Source organism: Tissierella pigra, from assembly GCF_018917845.1.
In the GTDB taxonomy this organism is placed as follows: Bacteria; Bacillota; Clostridia; order Tissierellales; family Tissierellaceae; genus Tissierella; species Tissierella pigra.
In genome coordinates this window covers 221,005-243,479 of record NZ_JAHLPJ010000001.1, presented here as the reverse complement: position 1 = coordinate 243,479, position 22,475 = coordinate 221,005, and the positions used below count along the sequence as shown (strand labels likewise).

General features: G+C 31.8%; 31 protein-coding genes and 1 riboswitch. Of the genes, 3 read left to right on the top strand and 28 right to left on the bottom strand.

From position 1 onward, the window contains the following. Positions 1-75 precede the first annotated feature (75 nt). Positions 76-495, top strand: coding sequence for a Fur family transcriptional regulator (locus tag KQI41_RS01315; protein WP_154441498.1), 420 nt, complete (start codon positions 76-78; stop codon positions 493-495). A 47-nt stretch (positions 496-542) separates the two neighbouring features. Further along, positions 543-1,037, top strand: a complete 495-nt coding sequence (locus tag KQI41_RS01310; protein WP_154441496.1) for a rubrerythrin family protein — start codon at positions 543-545, stop codon at positions 1,035-1,037. Positions 1,038-1,145: 108 nt separating this feature from the next. Here the strand turns inward: KQI41_RS01310 and thiW are convergent, their stop codons facing one another. Together thiW and KQI41_RS01300 are read right to left on the bottom strand one after the other, a co-directional pair. Continuing rightward, positions 1,146-1,655, bottom strand: a complete 510-nt coding sequence (gene thiW, locus KQI41_RS01305; protein WP_216584669.1) for an energy coupling factor transporter S component ThiW — start codon at positions 1,653-1,655, stop codon at positions 1,146-1,148. Between the two features lie 76 nt (positions 1,656-1,731). Further along, positions 1,732-1,843: riboswitch (TPP riboswitch) on the bottom strand. 122 nt (positions 1,844-1,965) lie between these two features. Further along, positions 1,966-2,361 carry a hypothetical protein gene (locus KQI41_RS01300; protein ID WP_216584668.1) on the bottom strand — a complete coding sequence of 132 codons (396 nt, stop codon included), beginning with the start codon at positions 2,359-2,361 and terminating at the stop codon, positions 1,966-1,968. Positions 2,362-2,603: 242 nt separating this feature from the next. On the opposite strand from KQI41_RS01300, the gene KQI41_RS01295 reads away from it, so the two are divergent. Continuing rightward, the gene (locus KQI41_RS01295) at positions 2,604-2,780 is read left to right on the top strand and encodes a hypothetical protein (RefSeq protein ID WP_216584667.1); all 177 of its coding nucleotides are present in this window, start codon (positions 2,604-2,606) and stop codon (positions 2,778-2,780) included. Positions 2,781-2,793: 13 nt separating this feature from the next. On the opposite strand, the gene KQI41_RS01290 is transcribed toward KQI41_RS01295, so the two are convergent. From KQI41_RS01290 to KQI41_RS18815, 26 genes are all read right to left on the bottom strand, one after another. After that, positions 2,794-3,210, bottom strand: coding sequence for a hypothetical protein (locus KQI41_RS01290; protein WP_216584666.1), 417 nt, complete (start codon positions 3,208-3,210; stop codon positions 2,794-2,796). A gap of 14 nt (positions 3,211-3,224) precedes the next feature. After that, complete coding sequence (locus KQI41_RS01285; protein WP_216584665.1) at positions 3,225-3,701, bottom strand: hypothetical protein; 477 nt, start codon at positions 3,699-3,701, stop codon at positions 3,225-3,227. Positions 3,702-3,918: 217 nt separating this feature from the next. After that, positions 3,919-4,062, bottom strand: a complete 144-nt coding sequence (locus KQI41_RS01280; protein ID WP_216584664.1) for a hypothetical protein — start codon at positions 4,060-4,062, stop codon at positions 3,919-3,921. 214 nt (positions 4,063-4,276) lie between these two features. After that, a complete protein-coding gene (locus KQI41_RS01275) occupies positions 4,277-4,966 on the bottom strand; it encodes an N-acetylmuramoyl-L-alanine amidase family protein (RefSeq protein ID WP_216584663.1) in 690 nt (229 codons plus the stop codon). Positions 4,967-4,981: 15 nt separating this feature from the next. Then, positions 4,982-5,215 (bottom strand): phage holin family protein, encoded by a 234-nt coding sequence (locus KQI41_RS01270; RefSeq protein WP_216584662.1) that lies wholly within the window; start codon positions 5,213-5,215, stop codon positions 4,982-4,984. 15 nt (positions 5,216-5,230) lie between these two features. Then, positions 5,231-5,485: a hemolysin XhlA family protein gene (locus tag KQI41_RS01265; RefSeq protein WP_216584661.1), complete on the bottom strand. Its 255-nt coding sequence runs from the start codon at positions 5,483-5,485 to the stop codon at positions 5,231-5,233. A gap of 51 nt (positions 5,486-5,536) precedes the next feature. Further along, positions 5,537-6,529, bottom strand: a complete 993-nt coding sequence (xerA, locus tag KQI41_RS01260) for a site-specific tyrosine recombinase/integron integrase (RefSeq protein WP_216584660.1) — start codon at positions 6,527-6,529, stop codon at positions 5,537-5,539. A 242-nt stretch (positions 6,530-6,771) separates the two neighbouring features. Then, positions 6,772-7,005 carry a hypothetical protein gene (locus tag KQI41_RS01255; RefSeq protein ID WP_216584659.1) on the bottom strand — a complete coding sequence of 78 codons (234 nt, stop codon included), beginning with the start codon at positions 7,003-7,005 and terminating at the stop codon, positions 6,772-6,774. Positions 7,006-7,018: 13 nt separating this feature from the next. Continuing rightward, positions 7,019-8,314, bottom strand: a complete 1,296-nt coding sequence (locus KQI41_RS01250) for a BppU family phage baseplate upper protein (protein ID WP_216584658.1) — start codon at positions 8,312-8,314, stop codon at positions 7,019-7,021. Positions 8,315-8,327: 13 nt separating this feature from the next. Continuing rightward, a complete protein-coding gene (locus KQI41_RS01245) occupies positions 8,328-9,020 on the bottom strand; it encodes a hypothetical protein (protein ID WP_216584657.1) in 693 nt (230 codons plus the stop codon). Positions 9,021-9,045: 25 nt separating this feature from the next. Beyond that, on the bottom strand, positions 9,046-10,125 hold the full coding sequence (locus tag KQI41_RS01240; protein ID WP_216584656.1) for a hypothetical protein: 1,080 nt from the start codon (positions 10,123-10,125) through the stop codon (positions 9,046-9,048). Further along, positions 10,118-12,178, bottom strand: coding sequence for a glycoside hydrolase family 78 protein (locus tag KQI41_RS01235; protein ID WP_216584655.1), 2,061 nt, complete (start codon positions 12,176-12,178; stop codon positions 10,118-10,120). Before KQI41_RS01235 ends, KQI41_RS01240 begins: the two co-directional genes overlap by 8 nt. After that, on the bottom strand, positions 12,179-13,900 hold the full coding sequence (locus KQI41_RS01230; protein WP_216584654.1) for a hypothetical protein: 1,722 nt from the start codon (positions 13,898-13,900) through the stop codon (positions 12,179-12,181). Between the two features lie 191 nt (positions 13,901-14,091). Next, complete coding sequence (locus KQI41_RS01225; protein WP_216584653.1) at positions 14,092-14,466, bottom strand: hypothetical protein; 375 nt, start codon at positions 14,464-14,466, stop codon at positions 14,092-14,094. Positions 14,467-14,520: 54 nt separating this feature from the next. After that, positions 14,521-14,979, bottom strand: coding sequence for a hypothetical protein (locus KQI41_RS01220; protein ID WP_216584652.1), 459 nt, complete (start codon positions 14,977-14,979; stop codon positions 14,521-14,523). Between the two features lie 61 nt (positions 14,980-15,040). Beyond that, the gene (locus KQI41_RS01215; protein WP_216584651.1) at positions 15,041-15,616 is read right to left on the bottom strand and encodes a major tail protein; all 576 of its coding nucleotides are present in this window, start codon (positions 15,614-15,616) and stop codon (positions 15,041-15,043) included. Next, positions 15,606-15,959: a hypothetical protein gene (locus tag KQI41_RS01210; RefSeq protein WP_216584650.1), complete on the bottom strand. Its 354-nt coding sequence runs from the start codon at positions 15,957-15,959 to the stop codon at positions 15,606-15,608. Before KQI41_RS01210 ends, KQI41_RS01215 begins: the two co-directional genes overlap by 11 nt. 4 nt (positions 15,960-15,963) lie before the next feature. After that, entirely contained in the window at positions 15,964-16,362 is a 399-nt protein-coding gene (locus tag KQI41_RS01205; protein WP_216584649.1) for an HK97 gp10 family phage protein, read from the bottom strand. An 8-nt stretch (positions 16,363-16,370) separates the two neighbouring features. After that, positions 16,371-16,721, bottom strand: coding sequence for a phage head closure protein (locus KQI41_RS01200; protein ID WP_216584648.1), 351 nt, complete (start codon positions 16,719-16,721; stop codon positions 16,371-16,373). Then, complete coding sequence (locus KQI41_RS01195) at positions 16,711-16,995, bottom strand: head-tail connector protein (RefSeq protein WP_216584647.1); 285 nt, start codon at positions 16,993-16,995, stop codon at positions 16,711-16,713. The genes KQI41_RS01200 and KQI41_RS01195 overlap by 11 nt, the downstream gene beginning before the upstream one ends. Before the next feature lie 8 nt (positions 16,996-17,003). Beyond that, positions 17,004-17,168 (bottom strand): hypothetical protein, encoded by a 165-nt coding sequence (locus KQI41_RS01190; protein WP_216584646.1) that lies wholly within the window; start codon positions 17,166-17,168, stop codon positions 17,004-17,006. Positions 17,169-17,179: 11 nt separating this feature from the next. Further along, positions 17,180-18,418, bottom strand: a complete 1,239-nt coding sequence (locus KQI41_RS01185; protein ID WP_216584645.1) for a phage major capsid protein — start codon at positions 18,416-18,418, stop codon at positions 17,180-17,182. A gap of 2 nt (positions 18,419-18,420) precedes the next feature. Beyond that, positions 18,421-19,290, bottom strand: a complete 870-nt coding sequence (locus KQI41_RS01180) for a head maturation protease, ClpP-related (RefSeq protein WP_216584644.1) — start codon at positions 19,288-19,290, stop codon at positions 18,421-18,423. Further along, positions 19,291-20,466, bottom strand: a complete 1,176-nt coding sequence (locus KQI41_RS01175; protein ID WP_216584643.1) for a phage portal protein — start codon at positions 20,464-20,466, stop codon at positions 19,291-19,293. Between the two features lie 11 nt (positions 20,467-20,477). Further along, positions 20,478-22,130, bottom strand: a complete 1,653-nt coding sequence (locus KQI41_RS01170) for a terminase TerL endonuclease subunit (RefSeq protein WP_216584642.1) — start codon at positions 22,128-22,130, stop codon at positions 20,478-20,480. Next, positions 22,111-22,467 (bottom strand): P27 family phage terminase small subunit, encoded by a 357-nt coding sequence (locus KQI41_RS18815; protein ID WP_216584641.1) that lies wholly within the window; start codon positions 22,465-22,467, stop codon positions 22,111-22,113. Before KQI41_RS18815 ends, KQI41_RS01170 begins: the two co-directional genes overlap by 20 nt. Between the last annotated feature and the right edge of the window lie 8 nt (positions 22,468-22,475).

Below are 22,475 nucleotides of genomic sequence, written 5' to 3'. Positions count from 1 at the left end.
TAATTAATTTGTAATCATTACAACTTAGTAATAATTATTGTTATATGGCATTATATATTTAAAGGATGTGAAAAGATGAATGAAACCTTTGAAGATTTAGTAAATGAGTTAAAGAATAAAAATATCCGTCTTTCTCACCAAAGGTTAAAGGTTTTAGAGTATCTAAACAATAATAGAACCCATCCAACTGTTGATGAGATTTTTAAAGATTTACAAAAGGAAATTCCCACATTATCAAAAACAACTATTTATAATACATTAAATGCCTTAGTAGACAGCGATTTAGTAAAAGTTTTAACTATAGAGGATAATGAAGCTCGTTATGATAGTACTACTAAAGATCATGGACATTTTAAATGTAGTTCTTGTAAAAAGATATTTGATTTTCAAATAGACTTCGATTCATTAGAAATAAAAGAATTGGATAATTTTAAAATCCATAATAAGGATATGTATTTTAAAGGACTATGTTCAAATTGTAGTAAAGTTAATTAGTTTAATATTTAAAAAAATATAAAATATAAAATTAGGGGGAAAAACAAATGGAAAACAACAAAACTATTAAAAATCTTATGGAAGCATTTGCTGGAGAATCTCAAGCAAATAGAAAGTACTTAGCGTATTCAGAAAAAGCTGAATCAGAAGGAAAAATAAATGCTGCAAAATTATTTAAGGCAGCAGCTGATGCTGAAACTATTCATGCTCTTAGACATTTCAAAGTAGCAGGTAATGTTGGAACAACTGCTGAAAACCTTGAAGATGGAGTAAATGGTGAAACTTTTGAATTTGAAACTATGTATCCACCTTTTGTAGAAATTGCTGAAGCTGAAGGTAATAAAGCAGCAGTACAAACATTTACTTATGCCATGGAAGCTGAAAGAGTTCATGCAAAATTATATCAAGAAGCTTTAGATAATCTAGACAGCGAAGAAGAAGTTTTCTACTATCTATGTCCTGTTTGTGGAAACATTGAAAAATTCGTACCAGAAAAATGTAGTATTTGTAATGTAGCTGGTTCAAAATTTATTAAATATTAATATAAGCTAATTTTAAATTAATCAAAAAGACAGAGAAAATCCTCTGTCTTTTTATTATTTAACTTTAAAAAAAATTAAAGCATAATTCCTATATTTGTTAATGGCTTTTCATTTCAAATCATCTATATTAGTAATATAAACCTTCAAAACATTGGTTTTGGCAATCAATTTCAGTAAAAAATATCCACTAATTCCGCCAACTAAAGAACTTAGAATAAATGGACCTACAAAAAATATTAATGTACTCTCTTTTCCCAAAAAGTACTTGGCTATAGAGTAAGAAACTACTGCACCAATTATACCAGTTCCAACTACTTCACCTATAATGGCATAGATTGACTTATTAGTGTTTCTATACAATATTCCAGCTAAAAATGCCCCAATCATACTACCAGGAAATGCTAGTAAGGAACCAGTACCTAATAGATTTCTTATTAATGAAATAAGAAAAGCAACTGCAATTCCATACCAAGGTCCAAATAATACTGCCATTATTACGTTTATCACATGTTGTACAGGAAATACCTTTGCGATTCCTAAAGGAATATAAATAATATTGGAACTTACCACTCCAATTCCTATTAGTAAAGAAGATAGGGTTAGCTTTCTCAAATTCACGATATCACCTCCTTATAGAAAACAAAAAAAGCACAAATCCATGTAGGACTTGCGCTGAATTAAACATATAAATAAATGCTAAATCTTTACACTTCCCTACGCTAGTATTACCCAGATCAGGTTAAGGGATTAAAGACTTTATAGGGTCTTTTTCTCAGCTAGCCTTTCTAGCACTCCCAGTGAATAATTTTTATTTAGTTTTCAAATATATGAAAATAATATCACAATTAAATTTAATAATCAATTTAAACCTTATTTTTTATAAAAGTAACCCTTTATACTGAAAAAACAATATAATAAGATTTCTTTCCTATTTCACCAATATATTTGGTAATGTATAATAGTCTGTAAGTCCAGATATTATATTATTTTTTCCTATTCTAGTATAAATACCTGCAAATTTTTCCTTATACATAAAAAGTCCAACTATAGATCTAAACTCCTCTACTTTTATCTCATTATCTTCAAATAAAATATGTTCTCTAGTGAAAGGTGTAAAGAATTCTTGATATAAATAATCTTTATTAAAGGAGTCATCTAGTCTTTTCTTCCACTCATCTTGTGTTAAATCTCTGCCTGCATATACGCCTTGGGAAGCATTTAAATCTAAAGGTTTCATTATATATTTATCTTTATTGTTCAAGACTTCATTATAGACCTTATTATCTCCCTTAAATAGTCCAGTAACAGGTATATGATTCTTCACAAATTTTCTTTCTTCCTCTGATAAAAATTCCAGTGTATCTTCATCATGTAATATCTTAAATATTATTTTATTGTGTACTACTTGAGACCTGATGGAACTAAAAGAGTGGTTTTTATAGTTTTTAATAGTCTTAAAATGGCTATATTGCAACATTGTGTGTCTAAGATAGTTTTTTATAGTTTAACCAAGTCGATTTCAAATTGGCTAATTTTTGGCTAAATATTTCAAAGGAGGAATAAAAGATGACTGGAGATGTATACGATTATAATGAATACAGAATCTATATTATGTCAGGAGAAAAAAGAATAATAATCAATTTTGAAGATGGAGAATATGAGTATTGGAGAAAAAACGGATTACCCTTTAACAGAGGTATTGAGTTTGATTATGATAAGAAAAAGATAATTAAATTTTATTAAAAGAAATAGGACCTTAATGGTCCTTTTCTATTGTTATTTTTTCTCCATCAAATGATAAAATAACTTCTCTACTTTCTTCCGTTATTCCTAATTTATTCATCCATGCATTAGGCAATATCAGTCTATATCCTACTGCCTCTCTAGAAGCTGTACCTCCTTTTTTGTTTATGCTTATTTTTGCTATTCTAGTCTCTGTATTTAGGCTTTTAGCAATTTTAGCATTTCTTTCATCAGCTTCATATTCTCTGATGAAATTTTCTATTTTAGCCTCCCAATCATCATCCTGAGATTCACATATCATTCCTAGATATGATTCATCTTTGTGTTCATCTAGTGTCTTTATATCTAAATGAATTTTCTCATCCTCATGATAATAGTAGTACGTGAATAAATTTGTTTGTATTTGGTCTATGTTTTTATTCCAAATCATCTTAATCTCTCCCTCTATTTTATAATTTGCACTTTTTCGCCGGTTTCAGCAAATCTGTTTCTAATCATTTCGTCAATGTATAGTTTCTTGATGATTGGAAGTATAACTTCACTTCTAGTTTCTATATACCATTTTGCATCTGTTTTTGTTTCTAGCATATAGTTTTTCATTTCTGTCACAATTTCCGGGGTGATGGCAATGTTTGTGTCTGATAATGATATTCTAGCATTTGGAGAAAGTTTCGTATTCATGTCTATATATACTCCCCTATCTGCTACTTCTAACTTTTCAAATTTTTCTATAAGGTCTTTTCTGATGTCGTTTGCCCAAGCTATTTGTTTTGGTGTTCCTGTTAATTCTTTTAACATTTCCTTTTCCTCCATTTCTAGGAGGTAGCTTAAACTTAATCCGAATTGTGCTTGGTAGTCTACTCCGTATTTTTCTACCATTTCTCTTGTCATTTTATGAGCTTCTATAAACATCTTTTTCATTCTGCTACCTCCTCGTTTTTTTATTTTTATTTCCTTTTCTTAATTATATTATATACCATTGGACACCAATAGTCAACACTTATTTATAAATTATTTGAAATTATTTTTAATGCCACAACCATTGAAAACACTATTCCTAGTCGATTTATTGTAAATTATTATAAAAATATTTCAAATAAAAATAAAAAAGACTAGAATTAATCTAGTCTTAAATTACTTATAATATAAATTCTAAATTATATTTCTTTAATAAATTAGAAAGACTATTATATGTAATCAATATTCCTACAGCATATCCTATCGTAAATGCTATAATTATTGCTATTATATACTTTTTATTCTCTATTATCTTCTCTTTCATAGAATCACCTCAATATATAATTCTATAAATCTTTTAAAAATCCTTCTATTACATAAAACTTACTTCTAAGCCTTTAATCCCTCTGTATAGATGTTTTATATATGTAAGACACCTATTCTATTATTATGTATATTTCCTATCCTCTGTACGTCAATAAATCGGTCAAAATTAAGCGAATGGACGTTTCTGCAAAAAATAAAAAAAGACCCTAGATTTACTCTAGAGCCTTGCCATATCTATATAATATTGTAATAAATCTTTCTAATGAAATAGGTTCTTTGGGATTAGTTCCATCAGTAAGATTATTTTTCATTCCCCATTCCATAGCTTCTACTGCCCATGGACTACAATCTAGTTCTTTAGTTTTCTCAATATATTTAATTCCTAAGTAATTGAGAATCCCTTTTGCTACTGCTAAGGCTAATTCATCTTGTCTATCTTTTAAGATTTTACCATCATCAACATTAGTAATAAAAGCTAATTCTACTAAAGCACTTGGCATATTACTTTGTCTTAATACTGCAAAATTAGCTGTTTTTATTCCTCTGTCTGATGTATAAACTTTACTTTGAATTATACTATCCTGGATACATTTTGCTAAAGCAGTACCTTTAGTGCTATTAGGATAGCTAAATGTCTCTACACCTTTAGCATTTATGTTTTCAGCAGCATTACAATGTATAGATACAAATATATCTGCATTAGCTTTATTTGCTAAATTGGTACGTTCTGATAGTTCTAAGAATACATCTGTGGTCCTTGAATATATCACTTCTATATTATGTCTTTTTAGTATTTCTCCTACTTTTAATGTTACTGATAATGCTATATCTTTTTCTCTTAATCCATTACCTAATGCTCCTGGATCTTTTCCTCCATGCCCTGGATCTAAAAATACTTTCATTACAAAATCGTCTCCTTATCTTTCTAATGTGTTTTTAGTTCCTGAGTATAGTCCTACCGCCGATAATCCTATGAATATACCTTGTACTAATCCAGTTTTCATGTCCCCATTTCCAAATAATCCTATTCCTATTGCTACTCCAAGTACTACTGATACTACAGGTATATATCTTTCGTTTAAACCTACTTTTTTAAACATCTCTAATATACCTATCAATAAAGGTATTATTGCTATTCCTCCATATTCCATTATTAAATCCCCTTTCTATTTTAATATTCCTTGTTGAATCGCATAAAAAAAGAAGGAAACAATTCCTCCTAACAACAACCCCATGAACCATTTCATTGTAGAGTTCAATACTGATAACTGCTTAATTAATCCATCTAATCTTTCCTCTAATCTTCCATTTACTCTTTCGATTACATCTAGTCTTTCAGAATGATTGTTTATCCTTTTGTCATGTACTTCTATTTTTTCATCTAATCTCTGATGTCTCATTTCACAAATTTTTTCATCCATACCTTACCTCCTGAAAAGATATTTTTGCATAAAAAAGAGAGCCTAAGCCCTCTAACTATACTTCCTATATTCACTTTCAACTGTCTGATTATCTAATTCTGCATATACAAGAGTTGTAGAAGGGTCATCATGACCTAGTATTTGTTGAAGAATATTTAAGCTCATACCTGAATTTAACATATGAGTAGCAAAGGTATGCCTAATAAGATGAGGATAAATATTTATATCTATTCCTGATTGTTGGGCTATCATATTTATTTCTCTTTGAATAGCTCTTTTACCCATAAATTTTATAGGCTTTCTTTCAGTAACAAATACTGCTTCACTTTCATCTAATCTACTCATTAGATATTTTCTTAAATGTACTTGGCAAGTAGCATTTATATATACTACTCTTTCTTTATTGCCTTTACCTACAACTCTTACCTGGAGCCTTTGCCAGTCTATATGATGTTTCTTCATCTGTTCTACTTCCTCTAATCTGCATCCTGTAGAGTATAAAGTTTCCAATAATGCTTTTTGTCTTAATGTTTTGGCACCAGTTCGTAGAGTTTCAAACTGTTCTTTAGTCAAAGCTTCCCTAAGCCTTTTTTCAACTTTAGGAGTTTTTATTTTTCTCATTGGACTTTTATTAATATATTCTTCATCTTCAAGAAAATTAAAAAATCCTCTTAAAATATCTGTATCATTGGCCAATGTAGTGTTTTTTAAATTCTCTTTACTTCTTTGTGCTATATACATCCTTATATCCATTGCCGTTATATCTTCTACATTCTTTCTAATATGTCTTGCAAATCTTCCTATAGTTCTTCCATAACTCTGTAAGGTTGACTTCGCTAACCCTTCTGTTTTTCTAGTAGCTAAATAAAGAAGTGCCATATCTCCTATGTTGTCTATAACTGCCAAAGATGTTTCTTTGTCTTCTACAGTATAGTCATAGAGGACTTCTTCTATAGCCTGTCTAACAACTGCCTGGTCGAATACATCACCATATAACTCATCTAGCTTACTGATAATCTTAATAGCAACTTCTTGACCTTTCATTCCTTACTCCTCCTATGCCCTCGCATAAGAGATCATGCATAATAAGTTATTGCATTGAAGTATTAAATTTGGTATAATTAAATTGATCTCCTTTGTGGGGTCGTGTATTTGAAAAGGGCCTTTTACTTTTGATCGAGTGAGGTCCTTTTCTTATGTCTATTATACCAAACATTTGTACGTACTTCAATACGTTAATACATATATTTCTAATTATCTATGTCGCATAATGAACCTTATGTTCGTCAATTGATTTCCTCTACTATTGTAGGATTGTCACCCCACATTAGTAATACTACTGATTTGTAAGGCTCCGTAACTTCTTCTTGTATTTGCTGTCTTCCTTGCAAAGAGTTGACATATGCTCTTCTCCAAATATCTCCTATGGCATATTCTTTGCCTTCTTGAACTACATACTGTTGTTTTTTAACGCTGACGCTATCTTGTGTTAGCATGTCTAATGTTATTTTTTCTATCACTTTTTATCTCCCCTTATATTTCATATGCTACATAGATGCCAATGTAGCTATTATCCTTTAAATCAGCATTACTCACTACGGTAACTTCCTGATTTGGTCTTGTTTTTAATATCTGCAAAGCCGCACTTGATTTAAATGCTCTTGCGTATAAAATTTCACCAGCATTAAATGCTATATTTCCGTACTGTCCTATAGTTCCAACAGTGTATGGATGTTTTGGCACAAATGGTAGACCTGTTATTGTCTGTACTGCATCTCCTTTGTTTGTCACTTGTAGCGCCAACCAACAATGTACCATATTTCCTTGCCTAATATATCTTGCATAACTTAATGTAAATGTTGCTGTACCCCAAACTGGATTCCATGTTCCTTCTTCATATTCTTGGCTGGCGATTCTACCTAAGCCATGAGGCCTTGCTATATCCGTCGCCTTTTTTGCCTCATGCGTCGTTAAATCACTTTTTACTTCATTTACAGCACCACTTAAATTCTGCGATATAGTGTTTAACGGGGTTTCAGGACTCACCTTTCCGTTTAAAATGCCAATTCTATCTGCATTATCTTTGACGGTTTCAGTTGTCCTTCCTTCTCCTGCAAGGTTTTCTAATTCTGTCTTATCAGCTTTGTCATTCAATCTCATTAGCACTTGCTCGAAGTCAGTACCTGCTATAATGTCATCAAGTTCTCCCTTTACTATGTTTCCCTCTGCTATCGAATTGTCTAAGCCTGCTTTTAAGATATTTCCTTCTTGAATCGAACTATCTAAATCTCCTTTTAAGGTATTTCCTTCTGAGATTGATTGGTTTAGTTCAGATTCAGTATTGGTTATTTCATCTAACTTACCTTCTATAACAGGGACTGCTTCTATTATGTCCCCTACATCATTTATAAGTTTATTTAGTATAGGAAACTCATTAGTAGATTCTATAGTTTCATCATTTACGATAGCTTTTCTTACATACAATTCAAATCTAGTAGATGTCAGTAATCTAGTATCTTCTAATAATCTTACTTCTGCTAAGACTTTACCTGGACTTGCTATAGTATTCGTCTTTAGGGTACATATTATTTTATCTCCTTCTATAATAATCGGATTATCTTCATCTTGACTACTTTGTAATACAGTAGTTCCATCTGATTTAGCAAAAGCAATTTCTATATTTAAGTTTTCTAACGAATATAGATTAAGCCCATCATAGATTGTTATATTTAGTTGATTGGTATCTAAATCACCTTGCACTACTTCTATTTCTTCTATTTTTTTATATTTCTTAATATCTAAAATAATATCAAATTCTTTTATCTGCAATATTAGCCACCTCCTATCCAATTAATCCGTACATTTCTAATGCGGATATTAGTTCATTTATTTTAAGTTGTAAGTTCTCAGGTGTAGGTGTGCCCGATGACCTAAAAACTGTTTGTCTTGATGCTACAGAACTTTTGCCAAAAAAACTTAAATGAGAACCTCTGTGCAGAAAGGTGCTTTCTGCGTAAAGCGTTCCGTTTGAAGTCAATCCATTTACTTTAACAGAATTAGCAATATTTAAAGAGTTTCCTTTAACTTCACCTGCTACATCAACCCTAGTACCAGTTATGGCACCTGTCGAGGAAAACTTAGTAGCTGTAACTTCTCCATTTATAGTAGCACCATTGTTAACTGTTAAGGTGTCAGTTTCTAGTCCATCAGTAATATTTAATCCTTTCTGCATGATTACTTTCTTTAAATCAAATAAATATCTGTCTATTTCTTCCTCTGTAGATGGAGATACATTATAATTTACTTTCCCTAAAATTACATAAGTTCCCCCCATTGCACCAAGTAAAATTCTGTCATCTTTTTTGGGAATATATGAATCTAAATAGGCATATTGTTTTTCTGAAGGAGTATCTTCTCCATCAAACTGAATCTTTGCAGTTGCATTTTCAAACAAATCTACAACTATGCCTAGCTTATAATTTTTATTTTCTTCCTTATCGTCTATTTCTTGTACAAATTCTTCTGCTGTTATCACAACTGAATCACCATCCTTGTATTAATTAGAGTTGAATTACATGCCTAGCATTATGTCTCATCTTACCATTTGCCTTTAGATCCATTTCCCATGAAGTTTCTATATACTTATTTTTAATACCTAAGTCAGTATGTTCGCAATAAAGAGCATCCATGTATGAATGATGTGGCATTATAGCTGTATCAAATATAAACTTTCCATACACATTTGAAGCTTCATAAGCAATCCTTCTCACATATTCATCTAAGATTGATTGACTTGCTATATCGTCTACCTCTCTAAAATCTACAATAATTCTTCTCCTGTTTACAGTACTGGTGGGACTTCCACCATTTTCATTCGTGAATCTTGATACTAAGGGATCAGTTTCAGGATTAGTAGCAACCACAACCCATTTGTTAGGTACTGAAAACAAGTCTATTTCTTCTACTGATGAATCAGGAAGAATAATACTCATATCATCATTTTTATAGCTGTATTCGACTATGCGGTCATTAGGTAGTATATAAGGATTAGCTGTAAAATTACCTAGTTCATCTACCCATATACTTGTATAATTTATTTCATCTAAAAGATAATTTACTGCTTCAAGTTTGCTTGTCCCTATCTCAAATTCTCTATCAGTTTTTATCTTTGCGTTTATGAAAGGTATATTAATCTTCCATATCCCCGCCGAACTTATAATTTGCTCTATGGCCGTGATATAATTAGTGCCTTTGATAACCCTATACCTGGTATCGAATTTATCTTCTAATAAAACTAAAGAAGTATCAAAACATTCTACTTCTCTGAATATTTCTTTATTTTTTAGTGTTCTTGTAGGTGATGAAATCATAAATACACCTAGTTTAAATTCATATTGATTATTTAAAATAAAAACTGGCTGAACTTTATCATTCAACCAGTCTATATCCTTCAGTTCATCTTCTCTAAAACTGAATCTACCCTTTCTTTTCATTTGGGACAAGGAGTTTAATCCTAGACTACCACCTAGGGAAGTTAATTCACCTATTTTAGTTTCGTTATAGTTTAATAAGTCATATCTAAAAGATACCTCTCTGTCGCTGTGTAGCTGATGTATTATATCTTTTTCTAACTTAATCATATTGAACACCTTTGTAATCTGTTTTAGTGATAGTAAATCCTATTTCATAACCACGAAAAGTTTCATTATCATCATAATCTATACTTAATATACTTCCATAGATATTTGTTCCGTCATTATTCCTGTATAGGAAAGTTTCCCTCTCATTTATCATATCAATTATTTTATCAATCTCATTTCTAGTCTTAACATAGAATGATAGAGTTTTTGATATGCTATTGAATTCTGTATAATTTACAACAGGAAGTTTTCTTCCATCATAATAGACTAGATCTCCCACAACTCCAAAACTATTCGTTTTCTTAGGATTGGCATTTAATCCATTTTTTAATTTTACAAATTCGCTAGGCTTACTTACTAAAGCTAAAGTATTGCCACTGAATTTGCATTTCGCTAACTTAATATCACTATCGGAGAAATTATCATTAGAATCTATTATTCTGATAAAGTATTGATATTCTTTGTTATTCTCTCCTGTGTAGTCTGCAAAATTATTATTAATTACCTCGCCTATTAAAATATTGTCACGATAAACGAGGGTTTTTAGGCTTGTATTTAATGTCTTAATAGTAACACTATAGTCACTACTATAAACACTCATAATAGGCTTGGTAGGCTTTACTGTAGAGATTATGAAGCTTTTTTCTGCCCATGCTGAATAAAGATTATATTCATTTGCTATCCTAAGTTTTACAAGATAGTTCCCATCTTCTAAATATATAGGAAGTTTAAAGTTTCTATCACTTGTACTAGGTATAGTTCCAGTTTCAAATATAATTTTATTATCTCTTAGTATCTGTAATTCATAAAGATGTTGATTAGTGGATTGCCATGTCACTATAGGTCTAGCTGAATTACTCACACTCGATATTAAAGGTATTGGAGGACTTCCTATCACTGTAAAGGATTTGTTCTCACTCCAAGGAGATACCTCATTCCAGTTGTTATAGGTTCTTACTCTCCAAGTAACATTCCCCCCACTAAATGTCTTTTCAGGCAATTCGTAAAATGTATTTGGAGTAGTTACTGTTTTGGTTATCCACGTATTTCCACCATTTGTACTATATTGAAGGTCGAATTTAGATTGAATTTCTGTAGCCGATCCACCTGTGAAGCTCCACTCAAATCGAATAGGTTTGTTTTCATCTAAATATTGACTTATCGGAGAAATAGGTATAGGAGCCTTTTGGGGTACTATCCCTAATGTAAAACTAGCTGTCGAATATTCAGACTCCGAATCATTGCTGTCTAGAGTTTTTACTCTCCACAATACAGTACCAGTTGTAGGTAATGTATTAGATGGCATATCATAGTATTGATTTGAAGTTGTTCTACTTATAGTAGTCCATGTACTTCCACCATTTGTTGAGTATTGTAATGTGAATCCTTTTTGTTGTAAATTTTCTTTACTATTGTGTAGCCAAGAAAACTTGATTGTGTCCCGAGGATTTAAGGTTATTGTCTCTGGGTAAAGTGATGTTGGTGGTTCAGGAGGAATATCATCATAAACTATTTCTAAATAAGGCTTATAGTTAGCATTTCTATGCGAGTAAATTTCCCAAACCTCTCCATAGTAATAAGCTAATTCTCTTTGCCTATCTATCTCCTCTGAAAATTGTAATTCTGCATATATGACAACAGAATTATCCGACAAAGGACTAATATTAATATAATCCCATCCAGTAGCCATTCCACCACTGATTCTTCTGAATGGATTGTAAGTAGGTATTCTTCCTCCTTCAGTAAAGGGGGTATATCTAAGGCGAATATCTCTACTATGCCCTTTCAGTGAGTATAAATATAACCTTGCACTTATTATCTTTTTGTCTTTTGGAATCAAGTCTCCATTCCATGCCAATCCCATTCCATATAGAGGTGCATTTGGTGATGTTGAAGGCTTTGCACAATATAACTTATTAGTCGTTGTCCCCACAATTAATTTTTCATAATCCAACAACTTTCCAGTATATGTGTCCTCTTTTTCATATATATAGATATTCAAATCATCATTGCTACTTTTCGTAATAGGTATTTGTATAGTATGTCTAGCCATTTATATGACACCTGCCCTTCTTGTTGACTTGAAGTCTTTAAATACTTCTACTAGTTTGTATACCTCATCTACTTCATCCATATTTACTTGGAGAATGTAGGTATCTCCACCACCTTGCGAATATCTTTGATTTTCTTCTTTGGTCAATACTCTTTCTCCTTCGTGAAGTTCAGCTATATACCCATCCCTCTTAACGTAATCAAGTCCATCTCTGTGACTTCCATCTATATATTGATAAGCTATATTCCTTCCTCTATTAGCTGTGCCCGTTACATTTCCTGCAATATCTCCTAAGTTATTTAATGCTTGATTTGCTTCTTTACCTTTGCCAAGCAATACATTTAGCTGATTTATTAAAAAAGCTATTAATGCTACTATACCTCCGATAATTAAAGCCCATTTCAAGAAACCGAAAAATTGGGTATTATCTAAAGCACCTTTGAATAATCCACCAACTTTACTTACTGCCTCTACTCCTCTTTTGGCAACTTGCATACCCTCACTGATGTCTCTTATTGTTCCAAAGACCTTTCCTAGCACTAATAATACAGGGCCAACTGCTGCCACAATCCCCCCTACTACAACTATAAACTTCTTTGTTCCATCACTTAATCCAGCAATCTTTTCTATTGTATTGTTTAACCCATCTATTACAGGAACAAACATAGGTAATATATGTTGAGAAAAACCTTCTCCTAATTCCTTTACCCCTTCTTTAAATCTATTTAATTGTCCTGTTGCGGTATCAGATTCTCTTGCAGTAGTACCAACGGCTATATTAGTTCTTTCTATTACAAAATTGTATCTAAGCTGTACTTTTTCAGCTTCTGTCATATCCTGAATTGATTTTCTAATACCTTTTTGCCTTGCATATTCTGCTAATGTTGCCTGGGTCATGTTAATACCAAATCTTCTTAAAGGCTCTGTTTGCCCCGTTACTATTGCGTTTAATGCTCTAGTTGTCTCTTCTACAGTAGTATCGTAGAAATTTGATAAATCCATTGTCCTTTCAGTTAATGTCTTTGACCACTCTTCTGTCTTTTGCATGTTGATGCCCATTCCCTTGAATAACGCTCCAAAGTCACCAGCCATTGTAATTGCTGTACTTCTAGCAAGTCCAAAATCCCTAAGAGAATTTTGCGCCCATTTCTCTACATTCCTTGCATTATTTTCAAATACTACATCCATTTTACCTAGAGCTTGTTCAAAGTCTGCTCCCAATTTAAAACTTGCACCAGCTGCTGCTACAATTGGAGTGGTAAGCTTTAACGTCATGCTCTTACCTATTTCAGTAGTTTTCTCACTTAAATCTTTCCATTCTTCTGAAGTTTTACCTAATATTGTTTTTTGTTTTTCTAATTCCTGACTAACCTTGTCTAGTTCTGCTCTTGTTTGTGCTAGTTTAGCTTCTGCAATTTGTAAACTAGCTGTATTATTTTCTATAGCTTTAGTATTATTACCTTTAGCATTAGTTGCATCTTCAAGCTTCTTTTTATAGTTTTCTACTTCTTTTTCTTGTATCTTTAATTTATTGCCAAGATAATCGTATCTAGTGCCTAGTTTATCAATCTCTTTTCCACTTGCCTCTGCCTCAGCACTAGACCTTTTAAATTCGGCATTAAGTACTGCCATCTGTTTTTTTACATTTGGTATTCCTTCTTTTACCTGGTCGTAATCAAATTCCAACTTTATTTTTCTTGAATATCCTTTAAATGATGCCAATTTATCACCACCTTACTTTAGAAAGTCCCTCATTGAGCTAACGTAAGTTATTTGAGGTTTTCTCTTTATTCCATTTGCATTTATTTCTAATATTCTAATTGTCTTGCTTGTGCTATTTCTAAAAAACTCTTCTTCACTTCTGCCTAATTTAATACAATATGCAAAATGAAGAGTTTCCCAAAATTCATTATCTATAGCAGAGCATTGTTGAACTTCTCCACTTCCTTCAGGAACTTTTTTTTTGAATCTTCATCAGCTACTGCCATAAAATTATCTATTACAGAATTTAATATTTCTGTTGCCAATGGTTCACCACCACCGATTGTAATTGACCTAGCTTCATCTAATGTTATAGACTTGTCTACTACTTTCATTCCACAGTACAGAAACCTTGAAATTAAATCATAAGGCTTATCTTTTAATTCTTCTAATTTTTTTACATCTAATTTACCAAATTCTTCTGTATAAATAATAAAAGCCTCGTTATTAAACAAAGCTTCTTTAACTGTCCCGTCTGTAAATTCCATTTCCAACGGCTCTATAGGTTTAATTGATACTCTTGCCATTAAATCACCTCGTTATTTTTTTATAAATAAAAAAAGCACTCACTTTAATGAGTGCTAATCCTTTAATTTAATTTCTCCACCTATTCCATCTTCTGCTAAACTTATACCATCTACGCTATATACATATATGCCTACCCTATCGTCAGCTTTTATAAATCCTTCTTCAAACAATATAGCTTTGATATTATCTCTCACATCATTAGCGAATCTTTTCTTTTGAATGTCAGTCGAATTAAACCAAGTGTCCATGACATATAATTCGATAAAATTAATACCATCATACTCAAAATGTGTTTTAATATCATAAATATCTGTGTTATCGTCGATTATTTTGCTAATTCTCTCTTCTATAATTGGTATACTTTTTATAGCTTGTTGTTCTAATTGCTTTTTTTCTTGTTTATCTAAGTATTTGTTAACACCAAATAAGATTAATGATATTACTATTAGTACCATAAATATCCTAACAAGTAGTTTAAATACCTTATCACTTGTTTTAATGTTCTTCTCCATGTATTCCCCTCCCTTTTACCAATATTATACAGTATATTGAAAGAAAGGGGTATATGAAATTTTAAGCTGCTGTTATCGCATCTGTAGTTTGTACTTTCTTGAAGAAGTTTTCTACCATTTCAGAGGTTACTTCTTCATCCTCTGAATCTATAAAAGTATAGAATCTTCCTAGGTAATCATCTTCTAATGCTGTAATAGTCACACTATCGGTTGAATAATTTATATTATCTTCTGATTGCTTATCAGACTGTTGAATTGGTTCAGCCAAACAATAGAGGAACCATATTATTTCTTTGTGATCACCGGTTTTTTCTACTTCCCATCCTATTGCGAAAGGTTTTGGATCATCTTTAGATGTACCACTTTCGACACCATTGTTTACTTGCACACCTTCCATATATCTTCTCCATTTTGTAGGTAGCTTGTTTAAGTTTGCGGTTATTTGATAGGCTATTTTCCTTGAAGTTGAATGTGTGATTTTCCCATCTCCATATAACTGCCCTTTTGCCAATTGTGGAACTCTTCCAAACTCCATAGCTCCTACTACGTGTTCAGGAGTCCCAAAAGTAATTGCTCCCTCAGGTGATTCCGTTATTTCTGCCAAATGAACATTTTGAACATTTATTTTAACTTCCACTATTCATTACCTCCTCTTCCGAATAATTAAATATTAATATCTTGTGATAGTATTTAATGTTGCTCATGCTATCATCACTATCTTTACTATCAGCTAATCTGAATTTATTAGCTTTCATTAATTCCTTTACCTGATTTACTACACTTGTAAAGTCTATAGTAGAAAATACATCTACTTGTAGTACTCCACCTGTTTTTATTGCCATACCTTCTCCATATAGGGTAGGACTCTCATTAAAAAAATGGTAGCTTATACCTATTTTGCTACCACTTATATCTGGTCTTAATATATATTTAATTGGTATATTCAGAGGTTTTAATATATCGAATACTTTTTGTATCATCCTATCACCTCATTATTTCATCCCATAATTTATCTATAGTTCCATCCATTCTTGCTAATGCTCCATCCATAAAATGTATTCCTATACTGTGTAAGTTTCCATCGTTTACCAAGTGCCATAATGTACCTGTTTTTTTCCCACCATACACTCTAGCAACTTTAAATCCTTGTTTATTCGTCACTATAGAAACTTTCACATCATCAGCCATAGCTGGGCGACCATAATACCTTTTAGCTAATACCCTCCTATGTTTATTGAGGTTTGCAATAACATATTCTTTTACTTGCTCCCCAGCTTCTTGCAACATCTTCTTTTCTGCTTCTTCGCTATCTTCTAATATCCCCGATAGAAATACATCAAAAGAATCTGCATCATTTTCTTTATGTTCTATTTTAAATGACATAGTATCACCTACATATCATGCTTAATTTCATAAGCTTTAACTAATAAATATGATCTAGTATTATCTAAAGGTAATATACCTTCAATCTCATAGAATTTATTATCAAATTTAATTCTCATTTTTTCATCCAAATCTGTTCTATATCTAATAATAAATTCTACGTCTGTTTTTACATTTGCAGCCCTAGCAGCATAAAAGTTTTTACCTCTAAGAAATCTACTTTCTGCCCACAAGGATATATAATCTTCATAATCCCCTAGGTTGGGGATTGGGCCTTCTTGTTTCTTTTTCTTTTGAAAGGTAACATACGCATCAAAGACTTTATTTACATCCTTCATTGCCATTCTTTTATCCTTCATCTTCGACCACTTCCTTTGATACCCTTATAGCTTCTTTATATTGTAGTCTTACGATTTGCTTTTGAAAGTTATCTTCAAAATACTCTATAGCTGAATTGTAATAATATCTGCAATAATCTAATAAGAGAGACTTAGGCTGTCCCTCATTTTCAAAGTCTATATCTGTGCCTGTTAAATCTTTTAGATATTCTTTTCCTCTATTGATTACATTTTGAAGATAAACGTCCTCACTGTTCCATGTTATTTTTAAATAATCTTTTACTTCTTGTAACATACAATCACCTACTTTTTAGTAGATTTCTTTTCTACTATTTCCTCCACTAAAATACCAAAAGAGGTTGAGTTTATTTCCTCATACCTCTTTTTAGTAATTTCTATTCCTTTACCTTTTCTGTGAAGGATATTAGTATCTTTATCTCTAAATGTTTTTAATACTCTTACCTTCATTCTCTAACCTCCTAAGCTACTGGGAATTCATCTATATTTGTAACTTTAACTTCCATTACTGTAGGTTTTAGATTAGTAACATCTAGTAAGATAAAAGAATTATTGTCCTTAGGTTGGCCATGTCCATAAAACTTAGTTAGATAAACCCTTTCATCCTCTAGGAATCTGTATTCATCTGAATACTCTATCTTACCTGATTTTCCAGTTCCTGCTGCCATCAAATATCTATTTCCAATACCCAATATAGCTTCACCTTCTGCCATTACTACAGATTGAATAACAGTAGTTGGGAACGGGAATACATCTCTTGTATACGTTCCATCTGTTGCCCTTGGAGTTGTTGCAGGCATTATCTTAGTTAAATAATCTTTTGGATTAACTACTAATATTACATCATTAACTATTCTAGGGTTCCCGTTTTCTGTCTCTGATAAAGTAGCTAACAAGTTTCCATAAGTTATAGGATCAAGTGCATTTAATGCTACCTTGGACTTATCAGGATAACCAGTGTTAGGGTCAACTGAACCAGCCAAATTCTTTCTCATACCTATAGGCTCATGTAGATTCAGGGTTTGTCCTCTACCACTCAAAATTCCATCTTCTAAACCTAGTGCTAAAGCTTCTGCTAAGATAGTTCTAACATATCTATCTAACCATACAGGGCCTAAATCCAACATAGCTTTACAAACAGGAATAAATGCAGAAAGCTTATTTTGTTGTAAATCTATCTTTCTAAATCCTGATGTAAGTTCTTTTACTATTTCAGCACAAAGTGGAGACCATGAAGCTAATTGTCTAGGATTAGAGTTAAGTAACCATTCTGTTACAGCCCCAGCATTTTGAAAATCAATAGCACTTAATAAAGGATGATTAACTGTTAAATCTTCAAATACTGCATCAATTGTAGTAGTTGGTAAAACTACATCTAATGTTGTTAACGCTTGCTTAGGGTCAGCTGACTTCATAGCTTCTATAACTTTTTGATAATAGTTATTTTCTTCTGATGTAAGTTGTCTTACCCCTCTAGTTGCTAGTACTTGTCTATCTACGTTAGCAACGATACTTTGTGCTTCCTGGATAACTGATTGTTGTAAATCATCTGCGAACTCTGTGAAAGCTTGTGCGAAATCATTTTCATTTCCTTCTTTCAACGCTTGATTTAATCTTTGCTTTATATCATTTTTCTTTTGCTCGATTAAATCAGGGTTAGGTATTGCGTGTCTTTGTAAGTTTAACTTAAATTTCTTCATATTTATTCTTCCTCCTTTAAATTAAAAAAAGCCCTCATCATATTGATTGGCTTATTGGTTGTTTGTTGTGGTTTTTCAATTTCTTTTTCCTCGGGAGTTTCTTCCTCTGGTTCTTTTAAAACTCCTTGTTCCTTCAATTGTTGCTTAAATTCTTCCATAGCTTTTTGGACTATTCCTTTCATCTGATTCTCATCTATCTTCACATTAGCTACTGCTGCCTTTTTAGGTTCTTCTTTAATTCTTTGCATTAATGTTTTTCTAACACTTTGAGTTGCCGTTTCTTTTTCTGTTGATTTTACCAATTTAGTAGCAAATCCCATTTCCAAAGCCTCGGCTCCATCAATCCAGGTATCAGTATTCATTAATGCCTTTAGTTCATCTTCCTCAATGTTTACTATATCCATATAGGCATTGATACTTCTTTGTGTCATTTTCTCTAATTCATCAGCTTGTTTTCTTAAGTCATTAGAATCTCCTGCCGTGTACGTCCAAGCGTTATGGATCATTAGCAAATCTATATCACTTATAATTCTTTCATCTCCTGCTGCATAGATTACACTAGCTATGCTACATGCAAACCCATCAGCTATAGTTGTTACTTTTGCTTTATGTCTCTTTAATGCTTTATAAATTGCTAATCCTTCTTTAACCTCTCCACCATAGCTGGATATATATACATTTATATTTTCTACATCTTTTAACTCTTGCAATTCCTTGGACAATGTATAGCTAGATACATCGCTTTCTAGCCAAGGCCAAGATGTTATGTCTCCATAGATATAGATATTAGCTTCTGAACCTTCTTGATATAAAGAGTAGTATCTTTTCTTCTCTGAATGTAGTTGCAAATTCAACTTAGGTATTCTTTTCACTTAATCACCCCTTTCTATATTGCCAATTTGTCCTTCTTCGAGTACCTTATCTAGTAACTCTAAGTTCTTAGTTATAAACCTCATTGCTCCTAAATCACCACCTATAGGCTCTTTACCTAAGGTCCTTAATGTATCATCAATGGTTAATGCTCCATTTCTATTAAGTAAATCTATAGAATTTGCTATATCCCTTAAATCAACTGCTTTAATATTTGTTGTATCAACTTTCACATAGCTATTAGATAAATATTCTTTCTGCCCATACATCTTCCTATTGATTTCATCTTGTGGTATCCTTGCTATTGGATTGATACAAAATGTAAGGAAGTTATTTACTGCATCTTTGGTGTTTACTGTATCGCCCTTTAATAAACTAGGAGGTATTCCAAGACCTATAGCTATAAAATCAAATATATCATTGATGAAATTTTTTGTCTCTCTACCGCTATCATTAGATTTGCTACCTTTGGATTCGGTCAACTCTGTATATTCAAATCCATCATTTTCAATATATGCTGCATCTTTTTCAGGATCCATGAAGTCCTTCATCGATTCTTGAAGATGATTTTGTAAAGCTTTTTCTTCTTCTAATTCTTTAGGTAAATTAGTTGGTATTTTTAGTTTACCTTTTCTTGATTTAGAATTTTGATATCCTTTGATACTTGATGCTATTAATTTAGAGAAATCATTGTATATGGCATCTATAGCAGCCCTTATTTTTTCGTTATCATATTTTAAATACAAAACTTGATTTTCATACCACGTATCACTTAATTCATAATCGCCTATAACTACATCTGTATAGATGTTATCTAAAAATGCTCTTTCTTCTCTATTAAAAGAAGTTGCAAGATACAATTTATGTTTTTGTACTATTATCAAGGCTTCCCCTTTTGTCAGTAGAGTTCTCATGACTTCCTGCCAAAATATAGTTGCTGATTTATTCCTATTAGGCTCTACATTAAAAGTGTAGTAAAGGTTTCCTTTATCTTCTTTGCCTTTTAAAAATGTTTGAAACTCGGCTCTTGCTACTGTTTTAGATATAAGTTCTATACTGGATTCTAGTATAAGAATTTTATATTTTGTGTTTATATCTATATCATGACTACAGGATTTTAAATTTCTAATCCTGTTATCTTTATCAAAGAAACCACGAAAAAAATCCGTTATTCCCACTTACTCACCCCCTAGTTGAATTTAATTGTGCCTAGTAGTCTAGGCTTGACACTTTCTTTTAGCTGTCCATCTATTGTTAAAGCATGTAATAACGCAAAAAACCCGTCAGTTTTTCTCAACTCGGGTTCTATCTTCTTAAAGCTTATATTTCCATTATCGTCTATATCTCTATAAGTGTTGTTAGTATACCAATTCATAGTTGGATTTTCTCCCCATATTAAGGTTTCCTCGGAAAATATACTTTCTACCAAGGGTGAGAGTTGACTATGTGTTATATATCCCCTTCTTACAATTTCTAACGGTAATCCACAATCGTCAAATTCTTGTTTTAAATATGTGGCCCTATGGCTATCAGCAGCAATATTGATTATGTTGTATGTTCTAGCTTTTTCTAAAAACCATTTTGACACTGTTTCAGGTCTTATAGTTTCATCTTCTATTATTGTAATTAATTCTCTATCTACCATCTCCATTACTGGAAACTTAATTTCTCTGCTAGGTATTTCTAATGCCTTTTTATTTACAAAAGTGTGTTCAATCCAATACCTTTTGCCTTCTAATTTGAAAAGTAATCCTACAGAGCAAAAGTCTTTTATTGTTGTATAGTCAATTCCTCCTATACAACTAAGACCTTCTAGTTTTTCATAAGGAATAAGTTTATTTGTAGCTTTTATCTTTTCCCATTCTGCAACCGGAGCATAGAGTTTCTGTCTAGGTCTATTCATTCTTTTTGTCATTAACTCTAAAAGTTCACTTAAATCCCTTTTAGAATTCCTATATTCTCTTTGAATTCTGTTTTTTAAGCTCGGTAAATATCTTAAACTCGGATTGGCTTTATCCCACATTTTATCATTATGGACTTCCTCGTCATTATCTAGTTCATAGAGCAACGGAAGGTAACCCATGCTTTCCTCTTTGTTATCTAATATATCCCTAGCTTTTTGAAGTTCTTTGTCTAATACCCCACCTCTAACATAACCGTTAGTGGTAATAAATACGGTTCTGTCATGCGGCACCTTACCTAATGCAGATGTAAATACATTGATAGTGTCATAGTCTTCATATGCGTGGATTTCATCAAAAATAACCATCCCAGGCCTTAATCCATCTTTAGTCTTTGCATTAGTAGTATAATATTTAACTTTGCTCCCAGTTGGTTTGCATTCTATTTCTTGCAAATTCCATTTATATATTTTTTTCATCTTTGTAGGATTGATTTCTAAGGATGAATGTAGGTCCATAAATGAAGTCTTTGCCTGTTGTTCGTTGTTGGCCGTTATGTCCACATTATATCTAGGAATTCCATAATTAGGACTTGTGAAGTACCTTGCTAATTCTGCTATGAATTTATTTTTTCCAGCACCCCTACCCATGTAAAGTAGAATTTCAGGAAATACTACAGCCGGAATATCTGTATAGTAACAATTCATTAATCCAATAACGAATAATTGCCAATCAAAAAGAGTTATATCAGAATGTTCCTCTATAACTCTCTTAGCATCATATATTTTATCTGAATCTATAAATACATTGTCTTTGTTTAATTCTTTTTCAACTAGTTTAGGTAATTTCTTAATATATTTACCTACTGTGACTTCATTGTTTTTAATTGCATTTAGGTAGTTATCAATATATTCGTGGTATTTATAATCTGATTTCTTCATCTTCATCAGCTTCTTCTGCTTTACTTGGTTTTATATCCAAATGACCAAGTATTTTTAACATCTGTTGGCTTACCGTTGTCATTTCTCTAATTGAATCATTTTTCTTATATCCGAATTGTGTTTCGCTATTTTGCCAATATACTGATACTCCTTTTTCTTCTATGTCACGTTTTAATTCTTGAATTGTGTCCCACATAAAAAGATAATCTTTTATTAATTCTTGATAGTGGGAGTTATCTTTTTTATCTTTCAACTGTTCCAACAGATCTCTCTCTATTTTATTTCTTTGCCTAGCCCTTTTTTTGAATCTTTCTTCTCTATCTATTCTTGTGTCCACTCACCCCC